Source organism: Pseudoalteromonas sp. H103 (genome assembly GCF_001469205.1).
Taxonomy (GTDB): Bacteria; Pseudomonadota; Gammaproteobacteria; order Enterobacterales; family Alteromonadaceae; genus Pseudoalteromonas; species Pseudoalteromonas carrageenovora.
On sequence record NZ_LOFG01000002.1, the window covers coordinates 42,124 to 61,515 of the forward strand.

At 40.3% G+C, this 19,392-nt stretch carries 16 protein-coding genes; 3 read left to right on the forward strand and 13 right to left on the reverse strand.

Annotated features, from left to right (window positions below; translation table 11 throughout):
• Nucleotides 1-7: 7 nt before the first annotated feature.
• The 9 genes from hscB to prlC form a co-directional block, all read right to left on the reverse strand.
• On the reverse strand, nucleotides 8-535 hold the full coding sequence (gene hscB / locus ATS74_RS03445) for a co-chaperone HscB (RefSeq protein WP_058547559.1): 528 nt from the start codon (nucleotides 533-535) through the stop codon (nucleotides 8-10).
• Between the two features lie 81 nt (nucleotides 536-616).
• Nucleotides 617-940, reverse strand: a complete 324-nt coding sequence (gene iscA, locus ATS74_RS03450) for an iron-sulfur cluster assembly protein IscA (RefSeq protein WP_006791976.1) — start codon at nucleotides 938-940, stop codon at nucleotides 617-619.
• A 9-nt stretch (nucleotides 941-949) separates the two neighbouring features.
• Nucleotides 950-1,333 (reverse strand): Fe-S cluster assembly scaffold IscU, encoded by a 384-nt coding sequence (gene iscU, locus ATS74_RS03455; protein ID WP_058547560.1) that lies wholly within the window; start codon nucleotides 1,331-1,333, stop codon nucleotides 950-952.
• A 42-nt stretch (nucleotides 1,334-1,375) separates the two neighbouring features.
• Nucleotides 1,376-2,593: an IscS subfamily cysteine desulfurase gene (locus ATS74_RS03460; protein ID WP_058547561.1), complete on the reverse strand. Its 1,218-nt coding sequence runs from the start codon at nucleotides 2,591-2,593 to the stop codon at nucleotides 1,376-1,378.
• Between the two features lie 24 nt (nucleotides 2,594-2,617).
• Nucleotides 2,618-3,109 (reverse strand): Fe-S cluster assembly transcriptional regulator IscR, encoded by a 492-nt coding sequence (gene iscR / locus ATS74_RS03465; RefSeq protein WP_058547562.1) that lies wholly within the window; start codon nucleotides 3,107-3,109, stop codon nucleotides 2,618-2,620.
• Nucleotides 3,110-3,341: 232 nt separating this feature from the next.
• Nucleotides 3,342-4,067, reverse strand: coding sequence for a tRNA (cytosine(32)/uridine(32)-2'-O)-methyltransferase TrmJ (gene trmJ, locus ATS74_RS03470; protein ID WP_058547563.1), 726 nt, complete (start codon nucleotides 4,065-4,067; stop codon nucleotides 3,342-3,344).
• 103 nt (nucleotides 4,068-4,170) lie between these two features.
• Nucleotides 4,171-4,926 (reverse strand): class I SAM-dependent methyltransferase, encoded by a 756-nt coding sequence (locus ATS74_RS03475; protein ID WP_058547564.1) that lies wholly within the window; start codon nucleotides 4,924-4,926, stop codon nucleotides 4,171-4,173.
• A gap of 50 nt (nucleotides 4,927-4,976) precedes the next feature.
• The gene (locus tag ATS74_RS03480; protein ID WP_058547565.1) at nucleotides 4,977-6,155 is read right to left on the reverse strand and encodes a response regulator transcription factor; all 1,179 of its coding nucleotides are present in this window, start codon (nucleotides 6,153-6,155) and stop codon (nucleotides 4,977-4,979) included.
• Between the two features lie 136 nt (nucleotides 6,156-6,291).
• On the reverse strand, nucleotides 6,292-8,343 hold the full coding sequence (prlC, locus tag ATS74_RS03485) for an oligopeptidase A (RefSeq protein ID WP_058547566.1): 2,052 nt from the start codon (nucleotides 8,341-8,343) through the stop codon (nucleotides 6,292-6,294).
• A gap of 225 nt (nucleotides 8,344-8,568) precedes the next feature.
• Between prlC and gorA the strand changes: the two genes are divergently transcribed.
• The 3 genes from gorA (at nucleotide 8,569) to ATS74_RS03500 (ending at nucleotide 11,752) form a co-directional block, all read left to right on the forward strand.
• The gene (gorA, locus tag ATS74_RS03490; RefSeq protein ID WP_058547567.1) at nucleotides 8,569-9,930 is read left to right on the forward strand and encodes a glutathione-disulfide reductase; all 1,362 of its coding nucleotides are present in this window, start codon (nucleotides 8,569-8,571) and stop codon (nucleotides 9,928-9,930) included.
• Between the two features lie 264 nt (nucleotides 9,931-10,194).
• Complete coding sequence (locus tag ATS74_RS03495) at nucleotides 10,195-10,794, forward strand: hypothetical protein (RefSeq protein WP_058547568.1); 600 nt, start codon at nucleotides 10,195-10,197, stop codon at nucleotides 10,792-10,794.
• Nucleotides 10,795-10,915: 121 nt separating this feature from the next.
• The gene (locus tag ATS74_RS03500) at nucleotides 10,916-11,752 is read left to right on the forward strand and encodes a mechanosensitive ion channel family protein (protein ID WP_058547569.1); all 837 of its coding nucleotides are present in this window, start codon (nucleotides 10,916-10,918) and stop codon (nucleotides 11,750-11,752) included.
• Between the two features lie 50 nt (nucleotides 11,753-11,802).
• Here the strand turns inward: ATS74_RS03500 and tldD are convergent, their stop codons facing one another.
• From tldD to rng, 4 genes are read right to left on the reverse strand one after another with little or no spacing between them, the layout of a single operon-like run.
• Nucleotides 11,803-13,242 carry a metalloprotease TldD gene (gene tldD / locus ATS74_RS03505; protein WP_058547570.1) on the reverse strand — a complete coding sequence of 480 codons (1,440 nt, stop codon included), beginning with the start codon at nucleotides 13,240-13,242 and terminating at the stop codon, nucleotides 11,803-11,805.
• Nucleotides 13,239-14,066 carry a carbon-nitrogen hydrolase family protein gene (locus tag ATS74_RS03510; RefSeq protein WP_058547571.1) on the reverse strand — a complete coding sequence of 276 codons (828 nt, stop codon included), beginning with the start codon at nucleotides 14,064-14,066 and terminating at the stop codon, nucleotides 13,239-13,241. Before ATS74_RS03510 ends, tldD begins: the two co-directional genes overlap by 4 nt.
• Nucleotides 14,063-17,920 (reverse strand): YhdP family protein, encoded by a 3,858-nt coding sequence (locus ATS74_RS03515; protein WP_058547572.1) that lies wholly within the window; start codon nucleotides 17,918-17,920, stop codon nucleotides 14,063-14,065. The genes ATS74_RS03510 and ATS74_RS03515 overlap by 4 nt, the downstream gene beginning before the upstream one ends.
• Entirely contained in the window at nucleotides 17,920-19,392 is a 1,473-nt protein-coding gene (gene rng / locus ATS74_RS03520) for a ribonuclease G (protein WP_058547573.1), read from the reverse strand. The genes ATS74_RS03515 and rng overlap by 1 nt, the downstream gene beginning before the upstream one ends.

The following is a 19,392-nucleotide window of genomic DNA, read 5'->3' on the forward strand; positions in this document are numbered from 1 at the left end:
CAAGTAATTAATCGTCGAATAAACTGTCTTCAATGCGCTCAAGTTCGTCACGTAATTTATAAACAAACTTTAGTTTACGAATATTATCTGCCGCAAGTTGATACTGCTGCTCATTGTTACTCGCCAGCTGCTCGGCCAATTGTGCGCTGTATTGCTCATTTAACTGTTTTATTTGCTTTTCAAAATTGGCAATCGCGGTATCAGGGTCGCTTGCAGATGAGAGCTCTTCAAGCTCTTCTCGTAACTCCATTTGTTGCATTAAGAACATAGGATCTTGAAGCGTTTGCTGCTCTGCACGAATATCAACACCTAACTCACTGAGCATATACTCAGCACGTTTTACTGGGTGCTTTAAAGTTTGTAGCGCATCGTTAATTTCAGCAGCACTTTGTACAGCCATTAACTTATCGCGGGCGCTTGCATTTGCGTGGCGATCAGGATGCACCGTACGTTGTAGCTCTAAGTAGTGCTTATTAATCGTTGCTAAATCTATATTGTAATCAACGGGAACTGCAAATAACTCAAAATAACGCATAACTTCAACCAATATAATTCACAAATAATAAAGCCCTACAATTACTGGCAGGGCTTATAAATACTACAAAGGTAGTTGAGCTTAAACGGTAAAGCTTTCGCCACAACCACACTCGTCGGCTTGATTAGGGTTATTAAATTTAAACCCTTCATTTAAGCCTTCTTTAGTGTAGTCAAGCTCTGTGCCATCAATGTAAACAAGGCTTTTAGCGTCAACAATTAAGGTAACACCTTTAGCTGCAAATGTTTCATCGTCTTCGTTTAGCTCGTCAACAAACTCAAGTACATAAGCAAGACCTGAACAGCCCGTCGTTTTAATGCCAACGCGCAGGCCTAAACCTTTACCGCGGTTTGCTAAAAATGATTGTACGCGGTTTGCTGCCGCATCTGTCAATGTCACTGCCATGAATTTCTCTTAGTTCGCTTGTTTGCTTTTGTAATCTGCAATTGCTGCTTGAATTGCGTCTTCGGCTAAAATTGAGCAGTGAATCTTCACTGGTGGTAATTCTAGCTCAGCACTGATATCAGTGTTTTTAATTGTTGCAGCTTCGTCTAACGTTTTACCTTTAACCCACTCTGTTACAAGTGAAGATGAAGCTATTGCGCTACCACAACCGTATGTTTTAAATTTTGCATCTTCAATAACGCCTTCGGCAGATACTTTAATTTGCAATTTCATTACGTCACCACATGCTGGTGCGCCAACCATACCCGTTGCCACTGACGGATCGTTTTTATCTAGAACACCTACGTTACGTGGGTTTTCTACGTGGTCGATTACTTTATCACTATAAGCCATAATTCTATCCTCATTACCTGCTACGGTACGTGCTCACACGTATTAGTGGTGAGCCCATTCAACTGAATCTAAATCAATACCTTCTTGATGCATTTCCCATAAAGGAGACATTTCACGTAGGCGACCGATAGAGTTTTTCATTAATTCAACGGTGTAATCAATCTCTTCTTCTGTTGTGAAGCGACCAATACTAAAACGAATTGAGCTGTGTGCTAATTCGTCGTTACGGCCAAGCGCACGCAGTACGTAAGAAGGCTCTAAACTTGCAGATGTACACGCAGAACCTGACGATACTGCAATGTCTTTTACTGCCATAAGTAACGACTCACCTTCAACAAAGTTAAAGCTGATGTTTACAATACCTGGTACTGACTGATCTTGTGCGCCGTTAAAGTAAACCTCGTCCATATCAGCCATAATGCCGTCAATTAGACGCTTACGTAATGCACTGATATGTGCGTGATCTTTTTCAAAATCTTGCTTAGCAATTCTAAATGCTGCACCCATACCCACTAATTGGTGAGTAGCTAATGTGCCAGAGCGCATACCACGTTCATGGCCGCCACCGTGCATTTGAGCTTCAAGGCGAGCACGTGGCTTACGACGAACGTAAAGTGCACCAACACCTTTAGGGCCATATACTTTATGACCAGAGAACGACATAAAATCAACTTTAAGTTGTTGTACGTCGATTAATACTTTACCTGCACTTTGCGCTGCATCTACGTGGAACATAATTTTACGTTCACGACACATTTCGCCAATTGTGTTGATGTCTTGAATTACACCTAGCTCGTTATTTACATGCATGATGCTTACAAGCACGGTGTCTTCACGCATAGTGTCTTCAAGCTTTTTAAGATCTAACAGACCGTTTTCTTCAACGTCCATATACGTAACATCAAAACCTTGGCGTTCTAATTCACGGCATGTATCGATTACTGCTTTATGCTCAGTTTTAGCGGTAATAACGTGCTTACCTTTCTTTTTGTAAAACTGTGCAGCACCTTTAATTGCAAGGTTGTTTGATTCTGTTGCACCCGATGTGAAAACAATTTCACGTGGGTCTGCATTGATTAGATCAGCAATATCTGTACGCGCTTGATCAACAACTTCTTCAGCTTGCCAACCAAAACGGTGCGAACGTGACGCAGGATTACCAAAATTACCGTCCATTGTAAGGCATTGCATCATTTCTTTTGCAACACGCTCATCAACAGGCGTGGTAGCTGCGTAATCTAAATAAATCGGTAACTTCATTTCTCTCTCCGCTGCGGGTCAACCTTAAAGTTGACAGCTTACTTGAATGTTTTCCAACTGCTTAATTGCATTGTTGATACTGTTATCTTGGCGCGATGCGATTTCTTTCACATCTGATTTTTCCACCAATTCAGCAAGGGTAATATTATTCAAAAATTCTTCTATACGCGCACTTAAATCAGACCATAAGTTATGAGTTAAGCAACGCATACCACTCTGACAGCCGGTATCGGCACCTTGACAACGTGTTGCGTCTACCGATTCGTCTACGGCGCTAATTACATCGCCAACCGAAATTGCATTCGCTTCTCGTCCTAGTAAATAACCACCACCAGGTCCACGAACAGAACTTACTAGGCCATTTTTACGTAAACGAGCAAATAATTGTTCAAGGTAAGACAAAGAAATCTCTTGTCTTTGTGAAATATCAGCAAGGGCTACAGGACCTACACTTGCATGTAGTGCAACATCCAGCATAGCTGTAACGGCGTATCTGCCTTTTGATGTTAACTTCATAACGCCCCCTGCACAAAAGAGTGCAAATTTTAATTACCAGAGTAAAATAGTCAAGTATTATCACTTGATAAGAATTTGATTAAAAAGTACCTCGCGTTGAGCTAAGTACATTAACAAACTTTTAATACTTGACCTGTTTGGTCAGGTATTACAGCCATTGTAATTACCTGAGTATTTTAGTCAAGTATTAGCTAGCTATTTAACCGTGGTTTTTATAACCAATAGCTATACCTTACTTAGGAATAGACTTATTAATTGATGTAAGAATACCGCGTAAAATATTCATTTCGGCATCTTCAGGACGAGCACGGTTAAACAAACGGCGTAACTTAGTCATCACTAAGCCTGGATGTTGTTTAATAATGAAGCCTGTTTTGAAAAGCGTGTCTTCAAGGTGGTCGTAAAAAAGCTCTGTTTGTTTTGAGCTTGGGTAAACAGCATCGTCTTCTTCAACCTTTGCAGGCTGTTGATTTAAAAATGCCATACGCGTTTCGTAGCTCAGTGTTTGTACTGCCATTGCTAAATTAAGCGAACTGTATTGTGGGTTTGCAGGAATACATACATGGTAATTACAAAGTTGTAGCTCTTCGTTAGTTAAGCCACTATTTTCACGGCCAAATACAAGCGCTACTGGGCCATTTACAGCCTCAGCAACTAGTTTTTCACCACATTCACGAGGTTCAACCATAGGCCAAGATAGCGTTCGCGAACGTGCACTTGTACCAATTGTTAACGCACAATCAGCAATAGCATCTGCTACTGTATCAACAATAACCGCGTTACCTAAAACATCTGTAGCACCTGCTGCAAGTGCGCTTGCATGGCTGTCTACTTCACAGGCAGGATCAACTAAATAAAGTTTTGATAACCCCATGGTTTTCATGGCGCGAGCCGCAGAACCAATATTGCCTGAGTGTGAGGTATTTACTAAAACGATGCGAATATCATCTAAGATCATTGCTGTGCTACTTAACTATGCCAAAAAATTGCGCGAATTCTAACATGAAACCCACATAAGATCCTAGATCCTTAAGGCCGATCAGCTAACGTAATAGCAGCCTTTAAACCATGGCCGCTTTTACATAAACGTCAAACCGATTCTTTTTGGTTTTAATTTGCATGCTTGGGGTTTTGTTATTTAAAAACGGTGCGTAATCAGGGCGTTTTACTACAACGCGCTTACTGGCAAGTGGATAGGCAAAATCGAGTAAACCATCCGCGTCGGTATCTGCGCCAACAAGCTCTTGAAATACACGCATTTCCTTTTTTACTAAGGCTGATTTTTCACGGTTTGGGAACATAGGATCTAAATACACTACATCAGGCATACTCTCGCACTGCTCAAGTAATGTATGGCTTGAGCCAAATATAAGGCTCATATTTTGTTGCATCCAAGGGCCTATTTCAATGTCGTCATAGGCACGCTTTAAACCATCATACAATAAAGCGGCTACTACCGGGTGGCGCTCGTGTAATATTACTTTACAGCCTAGGGAGGCAAGTACAAAGCCATCTCGCCCAAGGCCTGCGGTGGCATCGAGTACAACGGGAGTTGCCCCTTTATTTAGCCCAACCGCTTTAGCTATCGATTGGCCTTTACCACCACCAAATTTACGCCTGTGAGCAACTGCGCCTGTTACAAAGTCTACATTAATGGCGCCTAATTTTGGCTCATCCGTTTTTAAAAGGCTCAACCCTTTATCGTCATAATGTAAGCTAAAGCCGCTGCAACTTTGTGCCCATTGGGCTAAGTTAAAACGCGTTTCTAGCTCATTTAAATATGGGCGCAACTCTTTAAAAGCACACTGAATAACCACTTCACACTCCGACGATAAAATACGCCTTCAGTATAACAAGCGTTAACGCCCTAAAATAGCTCTATATCATTATGATGATTAATATTTTGCTGCGCGGCTTCGGCTTTGCTACGTAAATTTGCAAGCAGCTCGTTACGGCTCTCTGTAACCTGTTTTAGCTGATACTTAATAAATGCTAAGTCACTATTTGCTGAAGCGAATAATTGCATCGTTTCGTCAAGCTGAGAAATATAAAGGGTTAAGTCGGCATGATTAGCCAGCTCTTTTTGGTGTTTTACAGCACAGTCAAGTTCATGCAGCTGCTCTATAAACACTTTAGTTGTAGAGTTTTGCGCTATATTTTGACTATTGAGCTGTTTAACAATGTCTTGCAGTGCTGTGCTTATTTGAGCTGCCTGCTCATAGCTACTTTCGCTTCTTTCCATAGTAACGACCTTTTCGTTTGTAACCTCTAAAATATGCGGAAATAAATCTTTGAATCGTCCATATAACGCGCTGTTTTCTATTGGCATATTTTTTATAAGTAAAGAGACTTTTGGATAATTAATTATTGTACTGCTGCCAATATCTACAAATCGCTTTGAGTGTCGGTGCTGCTCGAGTAATTCCTGCTCAAGCGGACATACACCACTTTGTTGACTGTAAAAAATACCTTTGCTTTTGTACCAAAAAACGACAACTACATCTAAGTTTAATGGCGTGAAAAATGCTAAAAAATACTCACTCAACGTTTGAAAGTTATTAGCATGATAACTTTGCCCAACGTAACGCATTATACGCCCCATATCGCCAGATTCAGTCATTGCCATTTCGGCAGTTTTATTGGCTTTTTCAATATCGAGCTTTAGCCTTACACATTGCTGCCGGTATTCGTATAACACTTTAATACGCGCTATTAGTTCTTCGGCATTAAAGGGTTTAATGATGTAGTCTGATGCACCCACACTGTAACCTTTAACGCGGTCACTTAGCTCAACTTTTGAAGAAAGAAACATGACGGGAATATCTTTAGTATTCTCATTTTGTTTGAGTGTTTTACACACATCGTAGCCAGAAAGGCCCGGCATTTCTATATCGAGTAATATAATGTCAGGGTTGTACTTATTAGTTAGCCGTAATCCTTCATCGCCATCTTTAGCATGAATTATTTTACAAAACCCCGCTAAAGATTCTTCAATTATATGATGAACATACTTATCATCATCAATTGCTAGTACCAACTTTGCCATGCCTTAGTCCATTTTAAAAGGTGTGTTAAAAGCATAGTACGAGAAGGTAAAATTACTAAAAATTATTAGTTAAAAACCTAAAAACAATAAAAAAGCGCCATAAGGCGCTTTAGTAATAATAGGGTATAAAGTTGCCTTAAGCAGCTATACCACTGTGACGAAGTAATGCGTCAACACTTGGCTCACGACCACGAAACTTTTTGAACAGTTCCATAGGTTCTTCACTACCGCCTTTTTCTAAAATGTTTTGCATAAAGGCTTGACCTGTTTCAGCGTTAAAAATGCCCTCTTCTTCAAATTTAGAAAATGCATCCGCTGAAAGTACTTCTGCCCATTTATATGAGTAGTAACCCGCGCTGTAACCACCTGCGAATATGTGGCTAAAACCATGCTGAAAACGATTAAACTCTGGCGGTTTAACTACTGAGGTACGGCTACGCACATCATCTAATACCGCTTGAATTTGGCACTGCTCACCCGCTTTGTAATCGTTATGGATTTTAAAGTCGAATAACGAAAACTCAATTTGACGTAGCATTTGCATGCCTGAGTTATAATTTTTAGCTGCTAATAGCTTATCTAGTAACTCTTTAGGTAGCGCCTCGCCCGTCTCGTAATGCCCTGAAATAAAGCTAAGTGCTTCTTCGTCATAACACCAGTTTTCTAAAAATTGGCTTGGCAGCTCTACCGCATCCCATGCAACACCATTAATACCGGCTACAGGCGCAGCATCAACTTGGGTCAACATATGGTGAATACCATGACCAAATTCATGGAACAAAGTAGTTACTTCATCATGTGTAAATAGCGCAGGTTTGTCACCTACGGCTTTATTAAAGTTACACACTAAATATGCAACAGGTGTTTGTAGCTCGCCATTAGCGCGTACTTTACGCCCCATGCAGTCGTCCATCCACGCCCCACCACGTTTGCGGTCTCGTGCATATAAATCTAAGTAAAAACGACCACGTAATTCGTTACTACTATCATAAATTTCGAAAAAACGAACGTCGCTGTGGTAACTATCAAAGTCGTTAACTTCTTTTACGGTAATTCCAAATAAGCGGTTAACGGTTTCAAATAACCCGCTAAGTACTTTATTTGCAGGGAAATACGGACGTAGTACTTCATCTGAAATAGCGTATTTTTCTTGCTTTAATTTTTCACTATAGTAGCCAAAATCCCATGCTTGAAGCTCAGATATACCATGCTTTTGCTCAGCATAGGCTTTTAGCTCTGCGACTTCTTGCTCTGCTTGTGGCTTCGATTTAGCTGCTAGGTCTTCTAAAAAGGAGAACACTTGCTCAGGAGATTCAGCCATTTTAGTTGCAAGGGATTTTTTGGCATAACTGCTAAATCCTAATAACTGTGCAAGCTCGTGACGAAGCGCAAGCTCCTCACTCATAATTGCTGAGTTATCGTATTCCCCGGCATTAGGACCTTGATCTGATGCGCGTGTACAAAATGCGGTGTATGTTTCTCTGCGTAATTCACGATCATCTGCGTAAGTCATTATTGGCAAGTACGATGGAAAGTCGAGCGTGAATACCCAACCGTCTAAATCTTTACTTTTTGCCGTTTCGCTTGCAAGCGCTAAAGCTGACTCTGGTAAGCCTGCTAACTGGCTTTCGTCAGTAATGTGTTTTTGCCATGCAAGTGTTGCATCCATAACATTATTACCAAATTTAGAAGCCAGCTCAGATAAGCGTACGCTTATTTCGCCGTAGCGCTTTTGATCGTCAGCTCCAAGTGCAATACCCGAGAGCTTAAAGTCACGAAGTGCATTAGTAATTGTTTTTTGCTGAGCAGTCGTTAGCGTTTTAAATTCGTCGCTATTATAAAGCGCATTATAGGCCTCATATAAACCTTGGTGCTGCCCTACAAATGTTGAATACTCTGATATAAGCGGTAAACACTGCTCGTATGCTTGACGTAACTCGTCATTATTCATAACAGAATTTAAATGCGAAACCGGCGAAAACATGCGCGATAACTTATCATCGGCTTCTTCTAGCGGTAATACTAAATCATCCCACGTGTACGAGCCTTTAGCTAAAACATCATCAATAGCTTTACGACTTTGTTCAATACCGTGCTTTAGTGCTGGTACTACATACTCTGGCTTTATTTTTGAAAATGGTGGTAAGCCTTCAAGGCCAATGAGTGGGTTAATTTGTAGTTCGCTCATGAATTCTCTCAATTTAATTGACTATGAATTTGAAGTTGGGGCAAAACGATGAAATACAAGCCTCGATTGATGGGTCTGTTATAGCTTACGATAAAACTGATCGCCATAATAAACTATTTCGTTTGTTGTATTTATCGGTTTTTTACAGCATCGCCTTAGGTGACTTGCACTTAGCATATGCTATCATCGGCACATTATAGTTAAATATATTTTTGAGGATTAAACATGGCTCAGCATTTTGATTACATAGCAATTGGTGGCGGTAGTGGCGGCATAGCCTCAGCAAACCGTGCAGCAATGCGTGGCGCTAAAGTTGCACTTATTGAAGCAAAACACATGGGCGGCACCTGTGTAAATGTAGGTTGTGTGCCTAAGAAAGTTATGTGGCACGGTGCTCAAGTTGCTGAAGCAATTAATTTATATGCACCTGACTATGGTTTTAATGTTGAAGTTAAAGGCTTTGATTGGAGCAAATTAGTAGAAAGCCGTGAAGCCTACATTGGCCGAATTCATAAAGGTTACGATAGTGGCCTTGCAAGTAACGGCGTTACTGTAATTAAAGGGTTTGCTAAATTTGTAGACAACAAAACGGTTGAAGTAAACGGCGAGCATTACACCGCTGATCATATTTTAATTGCTGTAGGTGGGCGCCCAAGTATCCCTAATATTGAAGGTGCTGAACACGGTATTGATTCTAATGGCTTTTTTGAGCTAAAAGAGCAGCCTAAGCGCGTTGCTGTAATTGGTGCTGGTTACATTGCGGTTGAGCTTGCTGGGGTTTTACATGGCCTAGGTACAGAGACTCACTTGTTTGTTCGTAAGCACTCTCCACTTCGTAACTTTGACCCTTATATAGTTGAAACACTTGTTGATGTTATGGCTGCTGAAGGCCCTACTCTTCATACTGAATCTGTACCTCATAAATTAGTTAAAGAAGATGATGGCTCTGTAACGCTTCATTTAGATAATGGTAAAAGCCAAAATGTTGACCAAGTAATTTGGGCAATTGGCCGCCAGCCAACAACAGACGCAATTAATGTAGCGGCTGCTGGCGTTGAAGTTAACAGCGATGGTTTTGTTAAAGTCGATGAGTTTCAAAATACCACTGCTAAAAACGTTTATGCTGTTGGCGATATCATCGAAAACGGTATTGAGCTTACGCCTGTAGCTGTTAAAGCGGGGCGTACTTTATCAGAGCGTTTATTTAATAAAGAACTCCCTGATGATTTAAAAATGGATTACAACTTAGTTCCAACAGTTGTATTTAGCCATCCACCAATTGGTACTATTGGCCTAACTGAACAAGAAGCTATTTCTCAGTATGGCGAAGAAAACGTTAAAATTTATCAATCTGGTTTTACGGCGATGTACACTGCAGTAACTAAACACCGCCAGCCTTGTAAAATGAAACTAGTGTGTGCTGGTCCAGAGGAAAAAGTAGTTGGCCTGCACGGAATTGGTTTTGCAGTTGATGAAATGATTCAAGGTTTTGCAGTGGCCATGAAAATGGGCGCGACTAAAGCTGATTTTGATGCTGTTGTGGCTTTACACCCAACAGGCTCAGAAGAATTTGTTACTATGCGCTAAGCATCGACTTGAAACTACAATAGCCTTTACTATTTATTTAGTAAGGGCTTTTTTATGCTCAGTATATTTATACTTTAATGCACAACAATCATACTAAAACTATTACAAACAAAACATCACAAACACATTAAATATACATCTAACCCATTAATTTAACACCAAAAATATTAGACCGAAAAATATAAAAAAAGTTTCCATAATGTTTTGGCTTTCAGTCCTTTTTGTAATTAAAATCTCGCGTATTGTCACCAATTTGGTTTTATCATGTTTTTACTGCGATCTTTTATTTACTTATTATGCTTAGCTGGCGTGGCTTCATTAATTCAGCTTGAAGGCTTCGAATTACAGCAAAATGCACTTTATAGCGAAGAAACACTTACTGAACACATGCAAGATATTTTAACGCTTCTAAGTTCTATTCTGTTTTTTTATGCCTCACGTATTAACTCGCAACTTAAGATAGCTTGCGTATTACTAGCGACTCTAACTGCAATGATGTTCGTGAGAGAATTTGATACATACCTTGATATGTATGTTTTTGATGGCGCTTGGCAAGCTATCGTTTATTCAATACTGGCTTGTATATTCGTTTACTTAATAACAAAAAGAGGGACTATTTTTAGCTCTATCCAAGCCTATTCGCAAACTCCAAGTTATGGAATTTGCTTATCTGGTTTAGTTACGCTTTTAGCTTTTTCTCGTATGATGGGCAAAGGGGCATTTTGGCACTCTATAATGGGTGATAGCTACGTACGTGTAGTTAAAAACATTGTAGAAGAAGGGATAGAAACACTTGGTTATACTTTAATTTTAATTTCAGCTTTTGAGCTTGTACTTTTGTGTCGCAAGCAACTTAATAACTAGTATCCTCATCCTATTGGTGAAGCTGTAATCTCAACCGACTTCATCTCATTGAAGTTAAGTTTGCTAATTGATTTAATAAATCAATATACTAGTGTTTAGATTTACTCGTGTTTTGGAATTTATGCTTAAAGATATTTTGTCTCATCCATTTCTTATTTCGCTGCTTTTACTTGTTGTTGCTTTTGTTTTAAAAGTACTTGTAGATAAGCTAGCAAAAAACCGTGCTGAAAAAAAAGAAAAAGACATCAGGTATATATCACACAATATTAAGCACTTTATTAACTTTGTAATGGTGCTATCGCTATTATTTGTGTGGTCGACTGAAATTCAAAATTTTGCTCTTTCAATTGCAGCCTTTGCAGTTGCTATTGTGCTTGCAACACGTGAGTTTATTCAGTGTGTTATCGGCTTTTTTTATCTTGTAACAACGCGCCCATTTAGAGTGGGAGATTGGATACAAGTAGGTGATTATTTTGGTGAAGTAGCCGAAACCGATTGGATAAAAACCACTATGCATGAAATTGATATACATACATATCAGTTTTCAAGAAAGACTATTTATATTCCAAACAATAAGCTTATTACCAGCTCTATTAAAAACTTAAACTTTGTAAAACGCTTTGCAACCCATCACTTTACTATTGTGCGCAGAGAGAGCTTTAATCCCTACCCTATTCACGACACTCTCACTGAAAAAGCAAAACAATACTGCGAAGAATTTGAAGAAGTAGCCAGTCGCTATAACTCAATGATTGAACGAAAGTTAGATGCAAAAATATCAGGACCAGAGCCTGTTATACATTTTGGCACCACTGAATTAGGTGAATTTAAAGCAAGCTTTACGCTATTTTGCCCAACCGATAAAGCGCTTGAAATAGAGCACAAATTAACAGAGTGTTTTTTTGCATTATGGTACGAAGAGGCTAAAAAGAATAAAGAGGATGAAGGAAAAGCCTAAACTTTACCTTCGTCAAAAAAAGCGCGAATTCATTTCGCGCTTGGCAATATTTAAGCTGTACCGCCAACAGTAAGCTCATCAATTTTAAGACTTGGCTGACCCACGCCTACTGGTACGCTTTGGCCATCTTTACCACATACACCAACGCCTTTATCAAGCGCAAGGTCGTTACCCACCATAGAGATTTGCTGCATAACCTCTGGGCCGTTACCAATTAGCGTTGCGCCTTTAATTGGCTGGGTAATTTTACCATTTTCGATTAAATACGCTTCTGATGCGCTAAACACAAACTTACCAGAGGTAATATCTACCTGTCCGCCACCAAAGTTTGGTGCAAAAACGCCTTTTTTAACTGAGCTTATAATATCGGCTTGGCTGTGCTCTCCACCCAACATGTAGGTGTTAGTCATACGTGGCATTGGTAAATGCGCATAAGACTCACGACGTGCGTTACCGGTTGGGTTTACACCCATTAAACGTGCGTTTAGCTTATCTTGCATGTAGCCTTTTAAAATACCATTTTCGATAAGTACATTGTACGCAGCCGGTGTACCTTCATCATCTACATTTAGTGAACCTCGGCGGTCTACCATTGTGCCATCATCAACAACGGTACATAACTCTGACGCTACTTTTTGCCCTACTTTGCCGCTAAATGCTGATGCGCCTTTACGGTTAAAGTCGCCTTCAAGGCCATGCCCTACTGCTTCGTGTAAAAGCACGCCAGGCCACCCATTGCCAAGTACAACTTCCATAGTACCTGCTGGTGCATCAATGGCCTCAAGGTTTACTTTAGCTTGACGTACCGCTTCTTCTGCAAATTCCATCCAACGCGGTTTACCATCAACTAATTCTTTAAAATAACCGTAATCTAAACGCGCGCCACCGCCTGCGCCACCGCGTTCACGACGGCCGTCTTTTTCAAGCAGTACTGAGCAGTTTAAACGAATAAGAGGACGAATATCGGTGGCGAATGTACCGTCGCTTGCAGCAATCAATACCTCTTCGTACACTGCCGACATTGAGCTAATTACTTGCTCTGCATCAGGTGCGAGTTCACGAATGTAGTTTTCAAGCTCACGTAATAAGCTTACTTTGTCGTTATCGCTCATGCTTGAAATTGGTTGATGCGGCGCAAATTGCTCTTTTGCTTTTACATCACTAAATACTTTTATTGCTTTATCTTCGCCAGCATCTGCGATGCTACGAGCCGCAGTAGCCGCCTTATTTAACGCTTCTAGGTTTATTGCATCAGAGTAAGAAAAACCTGTTTTTTCGCCGCTTACTGCACGTACACCTACACCACGTTCAACATTGTATGAGCCTTCTTTAACTAAACCGTCTTCAAGCACCCACGATTCGTGATGGCTTGATTGGAAGTATAAATCGGCGTAATCCACTTTATGCTGATGAATATAGCCAAGCGTTTTTTCGAGTTCTTCTCGATTTAGCTGGCTGTCGTGTAATAAATGCTGTTCAACCGAATTCATAATAAATGCTCTCTAAATCGTTGATGAGATTGCACAGGCATATCTCTTCTAATTTTATTTAACTGGTTTAAATCTGCGTGACCGCTTATAAACCCAACTCCGCTTGGCAGCACTGAAAGTTGCTCGCCCCACGGTGAAATAATAATGCTGTGGCCATAGGTTTGTCGGCCATTTTGATGTGTTCCGTATTGCGCAGCGGCAATTACATAACATTGTGTTTCTATTGCACGCGCCGTTAATAACGGCTGCCAGTGTGCCAGCCCTGTAGGAACTGTAAAGGCACTGGGTACTAAAATAATCTCAGCGCCTTGGCGAGCAAGTTCATTAAATAACCCACTGAAACGCAGATCATAACATACTGTTAAGCCAATTTTACCAAAGGGGGAGTCTACAACGACGACTTCATTACCTGCTTGAGTAAAATCTGATTCGCGGTAACTACCCGTTTGATCTGCAACGTTTACATCAAACAAGTGAATTTTATTATACGTTGCAACGCACTCACCTAGGCTATTAAATAAATGTGAGGCAGCAAAATATTTATGCTCATTATAAAGCTGTGGCATTGTGCCTGCGCTCAACCAAATATTATGCTCTTTACAAAGTGCACTTAGCTGCTGTTTGTAATGCTCGGCTTTTTTAGCAACGGCTAAGGTATCGTGACCACTTTTACTAAAAACTAAAAAAGCTTCAGGTAAACACACCAACATAGGGCGTGCTGTGGGCAGTGTGTTAAGACTACTGACCAAATCACGCATGTTATCATCTGCATTTAAACCAGAGCACATTTGTAGCGCAACTATACATGGTGAGTGCTCAATCATTGCGTTGCCGATAGTTCTGCGTCTTTTAGGCGTAGCTCTGTAGATGCTTGAGGTTGGTTTTGGGCCGCTTGTGGCAAAGTAACTTCACGGCTTTTCCTATCAAGTTCTTGTACCACCGGATCGTTCATTTTACCTGTCACCTTAAAATTGATCTCTGAGATCACTCTGGCTGAATGAATTACTTTATCAAGAGCCAGTGCTGCAAGCCCCGTCACAGGGTTTACCATCCAAGCCACTATTACAGGAATACTTGAGGTAACTTGCGGTGCTACTGCTAGGTCATAATCTATATCGAGGGTGTTTAAATTTGCATAGCCTTTAATAGTTAAATCGGCGGGTACACCATCCATTTTAGTATCTTTTGTATAAGCAATGCCGTCTTCTAATTGCATAGTGCCTTGCATGCTATTGTAAAAAAAACCTTTTGAAAATACATCTCTAAAATCAAGCTTTAGCTTACGCACTAACGAATCAAGGCTAAGCAATGAAAATACGCGAGCGCCACCATCACTAATTTCAGTTAAGTGCCCTTCTCCTAAATCCCAATCTACCTCGCCACTTAGGCTTTTAACATCAAAATCATAGGGGGCTGCTTGCCAAGTAAGATCATAATTAAGATCTGCTTTAGAATCTTTAATGGCTGTGGTTATATCAAACTCATCAAACAGCGCACCTATATCATCACTTTTAAGCTCTCCACTGAGCTGTGTTAACCCGTTTTGCCACTGACCACTAGTACGAAGTATATGATCGCCTTTATCCACCACGAGCTCTGAAATTGATAAACGCTTACCATCGCCAACAAGCGACGCGCTCACTTTATCAAGCTGGTAACTCGATATTTTACAATCACTGCATTCAAACTCAATTGCGGGCACTTTAGTAAGCCAATTTAAATCTTCTTTTGGGAGTACGTCTGTGACTTCAAGCGCTTGCTCTACTTTTTCAGCAAAGTTAAGCCTTAAGTAATCAGCGTTAATTCTAATTGGTTGGCTAGGTTGTGATGTAGGAATGTGTACTCCTGCACGCAACTCCTTTGCATTTAATTTCAAAAATAAGTCGCTTTGCGCCGGCGCTAAACGCATTTCAAAATCGTTAAAAATAATATTACTTGCATCAAGCGTGTTTATATTTGCAACGACTTCGCTAAGTGGCGGCACAATGCCTTGTGATTGCGTATCAGGCTTAGACTGTGCGGCATGTATAATTTGATCTATTAATTCTATCCAAGGAGATAATTTAGTTTTTTCGAGGTTTATATTTACACTTAAATCTTTTTGGTTAAGCCCTAAATCTTGCTTACCTAGTACAATGTTAACATTGCTAAACTGTGGCTTCCCACTTTCTAAAATAGCATTAAAAAATAGCTGTTGGTTAGCATTGGCAGTGATCAGGTTGGAAATATCATCACCTTGCACTACCCCATCAAGCGGCCAAACTTGCTGACTAGTTTTGTTATAAGGCGCGGGTAAGGTACTTGTTAAACCCAGCAGTTCAGAGTTTACTTGAGCGCGGTAATTAAAGCCTTGTTCGGTAAAGTTTAATGTAAGGCCAATATCTACCTCACTTTGTCCGCTTAAGTAGCCTTTTAATATGCCTTGAGCTTTAGCGATTAACGTATCTGCATCTAGTTGCGCTTTAATATTAATATTTGCGGTGTAATCTTTTGCTTCACTTTGGCTGTTGTAATCAATTTTTATCGGCATGCCAAGCCACGTTGCAGTGGCGTTATTTAAACGAATATTGTCGTTTTTAAAAGTCAGTTCGCCATTTAGTTTTTCAAGTTCAATACCTGGGTTTGCAATGTAAAGTGGTAAGTCTTTAAGTGCCACTTTGCCACTAACACTCGCGCCACCTTTAAATTTATCACCAACTAATAGCTCTATACTGGCCTCGACTTCGCCTTTTCCTTGCACAACTTCAAAAATATTAGCTAGGGGGTTTGCTATTGGTGTGGCAACAAAAAAGTCATGTAACTTTTCCATCGGCGCTTTTTTATCAATTTGTACTATTAGTTCATCGGCATTCATTAAATCGGCAATACTTACTTTTACGCTATTACCGAGCTCTAAATTAACTAATTGGCCTTGCTGGCTATAAATGTCCATTCGCTCATTAGCAAAATGTAATTGTATGTTGGCGTTAGTGACCGTAGGCCAGTTTGGATCAAACTGGTAAGTGGCGTTATCTATTTGTGCTAAAACATCGAACTGTCCACTACCATCTATAAATGGAAAACCTGAGAGCGGCCCTGCAAATAGCACTTGCGCTTTAGATACTTCGCCCCCTTTAATCGCACCATTTAAGTAACTCACTAAGCCTGGGCTCATCGCTTTTAATGGAAAGTAATGCCCTGCAATTTTGGCATCAGGTGCAAATGCTTCAGCGTAAAGATCTAAACGAGGCTCATCGCCTAAGCTAATTTGTAACTCAGCGGCGAGTGTCACTTCGTTATTATCAAACCAAATATTATCGCTGTTTATTTGCCAGCCGTTTGTACGTTTAGCTAAATCAAGTTCAATATTGAGTTGGTTATAATTAATATCGCCACTAAAGCTCTCGCCCGTTACCAGCGTACCATTTTCTCCAAATAGGTTTATTCGGCCGCGGCTTTGCGTAAGCAATCCATCAACTCTAAGTGCTTGTGCTGCTGGTACAGAGTTTAACTCTTGCCAGCCTATATTGTTTGCCTCAAACCATAACTGCCAATGCTGTGCACTGCTAAAGCTTAAATAAGCTTGATCTATTTGCCCACTTGGTTGGCGCGCAAGTAACGCCTCTAAATCATTAAAATTACTGAGCCCTGCCAAATTACTTAATAGCTCTAAATCAACTTGCTGAAGCCATACTTTATTTTGTTTACCTAGTTGCGCTTCAAACTCAAGGCTTGGCCATGCTTTATCGTTACTATTAAACGTTAAGCCGGTACTTTTTAAATGCCAACTATTTTGCTCGGGGTATAAATGAAAACCACCTTCGCTTAGGCTTACTTGCTGACTTTGCTCTTCTCGTTGCCAGCGCACAAAGCTTGGTAGCCACTGCATTTTTACGTCGCTCACTAAGCCTTTATTTAATTTTAGCCAAGCTTGTAAATTAATATCACTGTGCAGCTGCTGTTTTTCGGTATTAATATATTGCGCTAGCCAATTAGATACATCGACCTTATTAGCGTGTACATACATATTGCCTGCTACTTGCTCAATAGTATCGCCAGTAAGTGCGATGCGTGCATCAAAGTTTCCAACGGAGATACCCGGTAACGCTAAACTCCCACTGCCTAAGTGCTGCTCATTTTCGTTTTGCCATACAATATTTTTTAAAAGTAGTTTACGCTCTTTGCCATCTTCTAAAATAAAACTAATACTAGAGTTTTCTATTGCAAAGTGGCCTGTTTCACCTAAAAATAGCTCTTCTATTAGCTCTTTTTGCTCAAACGATACTTCTTCTTCATCATTGCTTTGTAATAAATTTTCGACCTTTACGCTTGTATGAAAACCATTGATAACAAAGTAATTAGATTTTAGCTGAAAGGATTTTAAGCTTTCCCACAAATTAAGCTCTAGGCTAGTTTTAGCAATGGTGAGTGAAATAGGGGCGGTTTCGTTATCTTTAAACGATAAATCTTCAAGCACAAGAGCAGGGCCATTGCCCTGCCAGCTTGCAGATATTTCGCCTATTGATAGACTAATTGCAAACTTATCGTGAAGGTAGGTTTCTATATTTCCTTTGTAATCGTTCGCATAAGGAAGAGTGTACTTTAAGATTGAAACAATAACGGCCAGTAATACTAAAATTATGGCGCAGGTTTGCCATAACTTCCTAAAACAAAAAAAACAGACCGCTTTTGCTTTCATTACATCATTACCACATCAAACTGCTCTTGGCTGTATAAGCTCTCTGTTTGAATGTTGACTTGCTTTCCTATAAATAGTTCAAGCTCAGCCAGGTTATGATACTCATCATTCAGTAATGCCTCACTCACTGCTGGTGCCGCGTAAACCATAAACTTGTCGGCTGCATAAGCTCGATTTACACGCACTATTTCACGTAAAATTTCGTAGCAAACGGTCTCTACTGTTTTTTGCGATCCGCGTCCTGAACACGCAGGGCAAACATCACACAAAACATGTTCTAAGCTTTCACGCGTTCGTTTACGTGTCATTTCAACAAGGCCAAGCGCAGAAAGGCCATTAATATTTGTTTTAGTGCGATCTTTTGCAAGCGCTGACTCAAGAGAGTGCAATACACGGCGCTTATGATCTTCACTTACCATATCAATAAAGTCGATTATGATAATACCGCCTAAATTACGCAGTCTAAGCTGACGCGCAATTGCTGACGTTGCCTCTACATTGGTATTAAAAATAGTCTCTTCTAAATTACGATGGCCTACAAATGCCCCCGTATTTACATCAACCGTGGTCATCGCTTCAGTTTGGTCAATAATAATATAACCACCCGATTTAAGCGTTACCTTACGGTGTAGTGCTTTTTGAATTTCTGTTTCAACATCAAACAAATCAAAAATAGGTCGCTCGCCCGGGTAGTACTCTAAAACTTGAGAAAGCAGCGGTACAAACTCTTCTGTAAATAACTTTAGCTCTTCATAAGTCAGCTTTGAGTCGACTCTAATACGCTCCATGTCCTCACCTACGTAATCACGTAGGGTTCTAAAAGCGAGCGTTAAATCTTCATGCAAAATACTGGCTTTACTGGTTTTTTGCCTACGAGAAGTAATTCTCTCCCAAAGCTTTCTTAAAAAACCAGCATCGTGACGTAGCTCTTCTTCACTTGCCCCTTCGGCAGCGGTACGCACAATAAAGCTGCCATTATCGTCGCCATATTCAGCAACTATTTTTTTAAGGCGTGAGCGCTCTTCTTCTGTTTCTATACGCTGGCTTACGCCTACATGGGTAGCATCTGGCATAAATACTAAGTAGCGAGATGGAATAGTGATATCGGTGGTGAGCCTTGCGCCTTTAGTACCTAATGGGTCTTTAACCACTTGTACCATAATGTATTGCCCTTGGCGGACAAGCTCGCGAATATCTTGTACTTTTTTAATAGGCTCGTCGTCAACACCTTCAACAATTGAGGCGCTGTTTACAATATCTGAAGCGTGCAAAAAAGCAGCTTTATCTAGGCCTATATCTACAAATGCGGCTTGCATACCGGGTAAAACACGGCTAATTTTTCCTAGGTAAATATTGCCTACAATACCGAGGTTCCCAATTCGCTCTAATTGGATTTCTTGAAGTACACCATTTTCGATCAGGGCAACACGGCTTTCACTTGGCGTGACATTTATTAGTAATTCTGTACTCAT